Here is a 6983-nt window from a genome sequence, read left to right as displayed (position 1 = left end):
ATCATGGCATCCATGTCTTTCTTTAACAAGAGTTTTTTAAGTTGTTCAATTTCCTTTTGCAGTTCTTTAATTCTGGTTATCTCATCTTTTGTTTTCACAGTTATTCGTGTGTTCATAAGGTCTTTACGGTTATACTTTTTAATCCATTCATTAATGGTAGTGGGATTAATTCCATACGCCTTACCTAATTGATACTTGTTTAATTTTCCGGTTGTAAGTTCTTCTAAAATTTTCAGTTTGAAAGGTTCTGAATACCGTCTGATTACTTTGTCGTTTTTATACATAATGTTTAAAATTATGTAGCCTTTATTCAGGACGGGTCAAGCTTGCACACAACGGTCTCGTATAACCGTCAGTTACGGGATTAAAGTTAGTGATTTTCGGTTAAGAACTGACGTTAGCAATTCCGAGTGGATTCGGACGTAGTCGAATCCGCCGTAATTGCGGTTATACATTGTTGTGTGTAGTGTTTTCTATAAAGCATTCTTTTTAATTTATACTTCTAAACTGATGCTTATCCAAATTACAAACAAGTATTAGTGAGGGATTTTATTTTCATCTAATTCAACACCTTTAGATTTCATAATTTTTCTAATAATTTTTTCATTATCTAAAGTAAAAATACTATCCTTTCTATGCACATAAATCAAATAACTTCCCTTTGATTTACTAATGGAATCACCTATTTTTATTTCTACCCAAAACTCACTCGAAATAGAAGTGCTATTCTCAGTATTAAAATACAACATAGGAGTATTATGATTACTTCTATCGTAATCTTTATTTATTACCACTCCAAAAAATGAAGAGTTAAAAGCTCTTTCAAATCTTTCTAAAGTAAGTTGTTTATCACTTGTATTGTATAATACAACGCAAAAAAGGATTAAAATACACCCACTAGCGAAATAGTTACCCCATTTAACTTTTCGTTTATTCATTAACTTTTTCTTTTTCAATTTACAATTTTTAACATATGTCTTTCATTCTGTCTATTTAGGTGAAGTATATTGTTTTTGTTACTCAATTTTTTTAGTAAGCTCGTTTTCAGCATTACACACAACGGTCTCGGCTATGATTTCGTTGTGGAATCATCCGCAGGATTATTCCGCCGAAATCCAGCCGTTTTATTTATACTTTTATTTTGGTGTGGCACAAAACCACAATGAATTATAGCCAATGTTAGGTGTAGTTTTTTAATTCAGTCGAGGGTAATAATCTAGAATCCTCTAGCCCAGCAGTTCTATGTCCAGCATTTTTTAAATAATCTTCGTTTTGAGCAAATTCCATAAACTTCATTACGGACTCGTGTTCAACTATTAAAATTGCATCCCATTTTTCAGATTCAGGTCCGATTAAAAACCCGTTACTTTTTCCGTAATAGATTATTCGGCTACCTGCTTTTTTTAATTCAGGCAAAGTATTCTTCATATAAAGTTTATATGCTTCTTCGCCGCTAATTTTTTTATCAGGTTTTATTTGTTCCAAATTTGTATAATCAGCGTTTTCTCGGAACTTCAGTAAGTTCAACATCACTATTTTTCCTTTGTCATGAAAGTTCTGATAGAATTTCTTTCCAGATTCAGGATTTGCATCTAAATATTTCTGCATATTATTTTCGTTTTGCTCAAATTACACCTAACGGTCTCCTATAACCGTCAGTTACGGTTTTAAAGTTAGTGTTTTTCGGTTTAGTACTGGCGTTAGCAATTTCGAGTGGATTCGGACGTAGTCGAATCCGCCGTAATTGCGGTTATACATTGTTGTGCGTTCGTTTTTTATTTCCATTGTTTGTTTTCCAAGTTGGTTTTCTTTAAAGAATATCCATCGTTAAAAAACAATTTTCCGTTATTCAAAACCATTACTTTATCAGTCAAAAATCTCGGAACAGCATTTAAGTCCAAATCTCTCACAATAATTTCTATTTCGTTATAATTTGGATTGTCGATTTCTATTGTTTCTTTTTGTCCTAAATAATGATATGTAATTGTTTTTATTTTTTGAGTTTCCAATTCCGCAATTCCATTCACGTCTGCTGCTTTTCCAGCGTTTTGGTCATTCACTACAATGAACGCAGCTGCAAGAGGTAATTCCAAATCTCGGATTGTAATTTTGACATTCTTAATTCGGTCAGGATTTATTTTTCCGCTATAAGTCGTACTTGGATTTTTTGGTTGTTCAAATGTGTTCAGTTTTATACTGTCATTAGATATTTGTTCCCAATTTCCTTTGACTACCGTTCCGCCACCAACATCCATAAAAATAAAATATTCAAATGTTTTGTCCGATTTCAGTTCAATTTGAGTGCAACCCAAATATTCATTTCCGCATTTTCCATATAGCCCAATTACGGATTTATTCGTTGAGCACGAACTAAAAAAAAGTAAAATTAAAATCAGTTTAATGTATTTCACGACTTTTTTCTTAAATGACGCACAACGGTCTCGTATAACCGTCAGTTACGGGATTAAAGTTAACAATTTTCGGTTTAGCACTGACGTTAGCAATTCCGAGTGGATTCGGACGTAGTCGAATCCGCCGTAATTGCGGTTATACATTGTTACCTGCTGTTATTATTTCTTAATTTTTTTACCGTTCCGATATTCAATCCGCATTTCAGTTCCGTCATCGTTCAGACAGTATTCAATTCCGTGTTTTTTGTTTTTTTGATATTCACAGCGATAAATCAGTTTGTCATTTTCGTACTGCTCAATTAGGGTTTTCTTTTCGTTTTTATCGAAGTGCTTATATTCAGTTGTCGGTTTATTCAGTCCGTAATTCGTTTCCTTCCGTTTTGTTTGAGTATCCGAATAATATTCCGTCTCTCTTGCAGGTGTTGGTTTTTCAGTTCCGTTGTAATATGTAATAGATTTAGTTAGCTTTCCGTTGTCAAAATATTCCTCGTAGACAAAATGTCCATTTTTTCGAACGTGTTGAGCTTGTCCAGTAAATAATTTTTCGTCCGCAACTTTATAAGTCAAATTATTTTCCACATACAAGTCTTTCATTCCAACTATTTCCTGAGCAGAAAGTTGATTTAAAAGACAAATAAAAATGATTAGCAGAATGTTTTTCATAATTGCAGGTAACGGTCTCGTATAACCGTCAGTTGCGGGTTGAAGTACGCAAATTTTTCGGTTTAACACTGACGTTAGCAATTCCGAGTGGATTCGGACGCAGTCGAATCCGCCGTAATTGCGGTTATACATTGTTAGCGGTAGTTTTTATTATTTCGTATTCTGTATGTTCTTATTATATTTTCTAATTCTCTATGTGTTACATTCAGAGGGTCAATTTCTATTTTTTCAAACTCGTCTTCATCGTAGAAATAAGTCAGATAGGATTTAGCTGATTTGCCATAACCTTCTTGAACAACTTCCTCACTTTTTATATTCGACCAATTTTTAAATTCCACGTTCTTAGTTTGGATTCCTTTCGAGTCAATTATTATTTTTGGTTTGGTATCGAATGCTTTTCGAAATTCCTTTATTGTGCTGTAAAGTCCAATTCCAGTCATAATCGCGCCCAAAATATATTGTTTGGTTTCTCCTTTAGTGAAAAAATAAATTCCAACTCCAATTATTAAAATTGAAACTCCGAGTTCAAAATAGTTATATGCTCTCGAATAGTGAATTTCCGTTTTAGGTGGAAGAGAGTAATCTTCTCTATATTCATCTTCTTGCTCAAATTTCTTTTCAAGTTTTTTAAGTTTACTTTTATCCTCGGCATTTCTGATTTCCGTTTTTTCGAAAATATTTCCGTCATTCCAAATCAATTTTTCTTGGATAGCTCTTTTCTTTAACTCGTGAACGTTTCGCACGTTCTCAAATGCCCAAATTCTCCATTTGGTAATCATAAAACTCCAAATTAACCAAGCTAAAACAAACCCTATTAAAAAAGCTAATCCAATTCCCCAACCAGGAATTAAATTCTGTTTTGATAAGTACAAAGCCAAAGCTGGACAGCCAAAAATTGCGATAAATACAGGAACATTCACAATTAAATGTCCTCTTTTTATTGCTTTATCAACTGTAATTTGTTCTCTCATTCAGATTTGGGTTTTAATTACCGCTAACGGTTTCGTATAAGAATAGTAGCGGATTTTTACTCACTTACTTTTCGGTTGAACATAGACCCTTTTTATATTTACTTACTTTCGTTTTAGCGATTAAACCGCTATTATTTTTATACAATGTTGGCAGTAGTTTTTCTTAATTCTTCTGACTCGACTTTTTTCAATTTAGCACAAGGCATACATATTTCAGCCATATTATTTCTACAAAGTAAATCGGAATTCCTTTTACCTGTGTATATTTTAGGGCGTGGGGAATTGTTAGGATAAAAATCCTTTCTTGCTAAAAATGGTAAAGCACGTTTTTCATCAGTACATACCAAACGGCATTTAGATATATAGCATATTGAGACCAAATGTGGGTCGTCAAAATCTTTGTGATTTTCTAATTCTTCAAGGACTTTTTGATAATTGTCTACCTCACTATCATCTATTGGAATTACTTTTCTCATCCTCGCAAATTGACCAAAAACCTTAACTATTCGATAAACTTTTTTTAATTCTTCTTTATATTTTGTACCTCCGTAGACAATTTTACCTTCTCCTTCTAAAATCCAGTCATATACAGGTTTAAATTCATCGTGCTTCGCTGATTCTTCATCAAAAACACTTTTAAAAGTATTAGTATCAATTATTATACACATAGAATCAAAGAGATAAAAGGTTAAGTTCTTCATTAAGGAAAAAGTCTCTAAATGATGTTGGTTGATTTTCGGCATAATTACCATCATCTTCGATACAGATAGATGTAACCTTATTTCCTTCTTTATTTCTTTCGAAAAATAGAACCTGACTTTTTGGTTTTGATTTTCCTTTCTTTAAACAATATCTATATCTGTCTATAATGAAATCACTATGAGTTTCGATTAAGAAACTTTTATCGTCATTTGAGGCAGCTGAATATATGAATTCGCCCCAAGCAGCTTGAGCTTTTGGGTGTAAGTGAACTTCAGGTTGTTGAATTGAGAACCATCTGCCTTTATATGTCACAAGAATTTCGGTTAATAATGGTAAAATTTGTCCTACACCATAACCAACATTAGTTAATTTTAAAGGCATTCCATTTAGGTATACATTTAAAATAAAAGGTGATGACAAATCTTTACCTAAATTTTTGACCTCTATTTTATCAAATAATCCACTTTGCTTTCCGAAAAAGCTCATTCTTCGTGAGAATTCGTCTTTAGATATGTTCTTTTTAAATTGATTTGCAAGAATAGATTTAATTAGTAATGGTGTATGGTCACCTTCTGGACTAAAAATCAATTTAAAACTTTCGTAAATTCTTTTTGGCTTGGTTCTAATTGGTGCAATCCAAGTTGTATATGGTAAAAAGTTCGGGCGTACCAATCCTTCTATTTTATATTTTTTGGGCAGTTCTTTTCTTAAAAATCTTCTTATTTCATAGAAGGAAACCCTGTTACCATATTCATCATCAGAAGAGTATATTTTATATTTAATACCCTCAAAATTGGAATCATCAACCCATAATCTAAATGAATTTGGGTCTTTTTCGTCATAACTGACTGATTTGTGGTAAATTCTAATCTGTTTATTGGATACCTTCAATAGAACGCTAACGTCTTCAATTAGCATTCTCATTTCAGAAAGTTTAGGTGAACCTTTTTCGTTTTTATAGGTTATTAGAAGTGTTTCGAATGCTCTATTTCTTTCATTGTCATCATTTTCAGAGTCTATTCTAAAACCTATCTGAAATTCTTTTATCCCCTTTATGTTTTTGCTTGCTAATTCATTGAAAAATCCAAGTTCAATATCATTGGTATTGAAATCATCATTGTTCCAAAATTGTGGTGTTGAAATAAGGCGAAGTAATGAAAGTACAGAAGACTTTCCAGTACTATTTTCGCCTACAAAGAAGTTCATATCCATAAAAGGAATGTACGTTTCTTTAAATCCTCTAAAATTATTAAGATAAAGTATTTTCATATTTTTTGGTCAAATTACTGCCAACGGTCTCGTATAACCGTCAGTTACGGGTTAAAGTACGCAAATTTTTCGGTTTAGCACAGACTTTAGCAATTCCGAGTGGATTCGGACGTAGTCGAATCCGCCGTAATTGCGGTTATACATTGTTGGCATTTCGTTGTTTTTTTAGACTTTTAATTATTCAGCTTAATTTTTTTCTTTTTCCAACGTTTGAGTTTATTCGGTCAGCATTTTATTCCGCAAGCTTTTTTTAATCCGATTGAGTGAGCAATTCCGCAACTTGCTAAACTCCGTATTTAGTTCGAGTTTTTTTTCAATTCCCATTCCAAATCCGCTAACAAGCTAAAAAGTTCAGCGTAATTTTATTCTAATTTCAAACAATTTTCTAATTAGAAAAAACTGCTCCAAAATGTTGTCCCCAATGCATAATTCGTTCGTCTATTTGTTCTAAAGTTGGACGAGAGTAAATTCCATATGCACAGATTATTAACAACACAATTATGATAATTAATAGTATTGTATTCAAATTTGATTTTTTCATATTCTTTGGTTTTTGAGTTCCGTTCGTCAATGAATGCCAACGTATTTGTATAAGATTAGTTGCGCTGAAAATCCGCTAGGATTTTCAGATTGAGAAACTAAGATAGCAAAAATGCGAGGATTTTCCGAAGGAAAATCGGAAGCAATTAATTTTATACGGTGTTGCAAGTTGTAGTCTTTTCAGATGAGTTATTCTGCTTGAGTGAAGTTCGGCGTTTGAGTAAATTCAAATTCAAGATTTTTCCGCAAAGTTTAGTCAATCCGCAAGAGTGATATTCCGCGTAATATTTGTTTAGTCAGCGTTTTTTAAATTCCGCAAACAGGCTCAATTCCGCATGAGTAAAATTCCGAATAGCCTTTTTTAAATTCAGAGTTTGAGTGTTCAGATCCGCGTGTTGCTTTGATCAAATTCAGATTAAGATTGTCA

General features: G+C 32.6%; 8 protein-coding genes. All 8 read right to left on the bottom strand.

Features of this window, described 5'->3' with window-relative positions; all coding sequences use genetic code 11:
* On the bottom strand, positions 1 to 284 hold a 284-nt coding region (locus PK35_RS16870), incomplete at its 3' end, for a transposase (protein ID WP_044627762.1).
* A 252-nt stretch (positions 285 to 536) separates the two neighbouring features.
* The gene (locus PK35_RS16865; RefSeq protein WP_044627761.1) at positions 537 to 938 is read right to left on the bottom strand and encodes a hypothetical protein; all 402 of its coding nucleotides are present in this window, start codon (positions 936 to 938) and stop codon (positions 537 to 539) included.
* Between the two features lie 241 nt (positions 939 to 1179).
* Entirely contained in the window at positions 1180 to 1608 is a 429-nt protein-coding gene (locus PK35_RS16860; RefSeq protein ID WP_044627760.1) for a hypothetical protein, read from the bottom strand.
* 167 nt (positions 1609 to 1775) lie between these two features.
* Entirely contained in the window at positions 1776 to 2411 is a 636-nt protein-coding gene (locus PK35_RS16855) for a hypothetical protein (RefSeq protein WP_131474433.1), read from the bottom strand.
* 159 nt (positions 2412 to 2570) lie between these two features.
* A complete protein-coding gene (locus PK35_RS16850; RefSeq protein ID WP_131474432.1) occupies positions 2571 to 3074 on the bottom strand; it encodes a toxin-antitoxin system YwqK family antitoxin in 504 nt (167 codons plus the stop codon).
* Between the two features lie 134 nt (positions 3075 to 3208).
* Positions 3209 to 4045 (bottom strand): hypothetical protein, encoded by an 837-nt coding sequence (locus PK35_RS16845; RefSeq protein ID WP_044627757.1) that lies wholly within the window; start codon positions 4043 to 4045, stop codon positions 3209 to 3211.
* Between the two features lie 137 nt (positions 4046 to 4182).
* Complete coding sequence (locus PK35_RS16840) at positions 4183 to 4746, bottom strand: hypothetical protein (protein ID WP_044627756.1); 564 nt, start codon at positions 4744 to 4746, stop codon at positions 4183 to 4185.
* Positions 4718 to 6016 (bottom strand): AAA family ATPase, encoded by a 1299-nt coding sequence (locus PK35_RS16835; RefSeq protein WP_044627755.1) that lies wholly within the window; start codon positions 6014 to 6016, stop codon positions 4718 to 4720. The genes PK35_RS16840 and PK35_RS16835 overlap by 29 nt, the downstream gene beginning before the upstream one ends.
* Positions 6017 to 6983: the final 967 nt, after the last annotated feature.

It is taken from the genome of Neotamlana nanhaiensis, from assembly GCF_000943555.1.
Lineage (GTDB): Bacteria > Bacteroidota > Bacteroidia > Flavobacteriales > Flavobacteriaceae > Neotamlana > Neotamlana nanhaiensis.
This window is presented reverse-complemented; position numbering and strand designations above follow the sequence as displayed.

Excerpts from the sequence above, each read along its gene's own strand:
- PK35_RS16865 (WP_044627761.1), bottom strand. The coding sequence starts at position 938 with ATGAATAAACGAAAAGTTAAATGGGGTAACTATTTCGCTAGTGGGTGT.
- PK35_RS16845 (WP_044627757.1), bottom strand. The coding sequence starts at position 4,045 with ATGAGAGAACAAATTACAGTTGATAAAGCAATAAAAAGAGGACATTTA.
- PK35_RS16850 (WP_131474432.1), bottom strand. The coding sequence starts at position 3,074 with ATGAAAAACATTCTGCTAATCATTTTTATTTGTCTTTTAAATCAACTT.
- PK35_RS16860 (WP_044627760.1), bottom strand. The coding sequence starts at position 1,608 with ATGCAGAAATATTTAGATGCAAATCCTGAATCTGGAAAGAAATTCTAT.
- PK35_RS16840 (WP_044627756.1), bottom strand. The coding sequence starts at position 4,746 with ATGAAGAACTTAACCTTTTATCTCTTTGATTCTATGTGTATAATAATT.
- PK35_RS16835 (WP_044627755.1), bottom strand. The coding sequence starts at position 6,016 with ATGAAAATACTTTATCTTAATAATTTTAGAGGATTTAAAGAAACGTAC.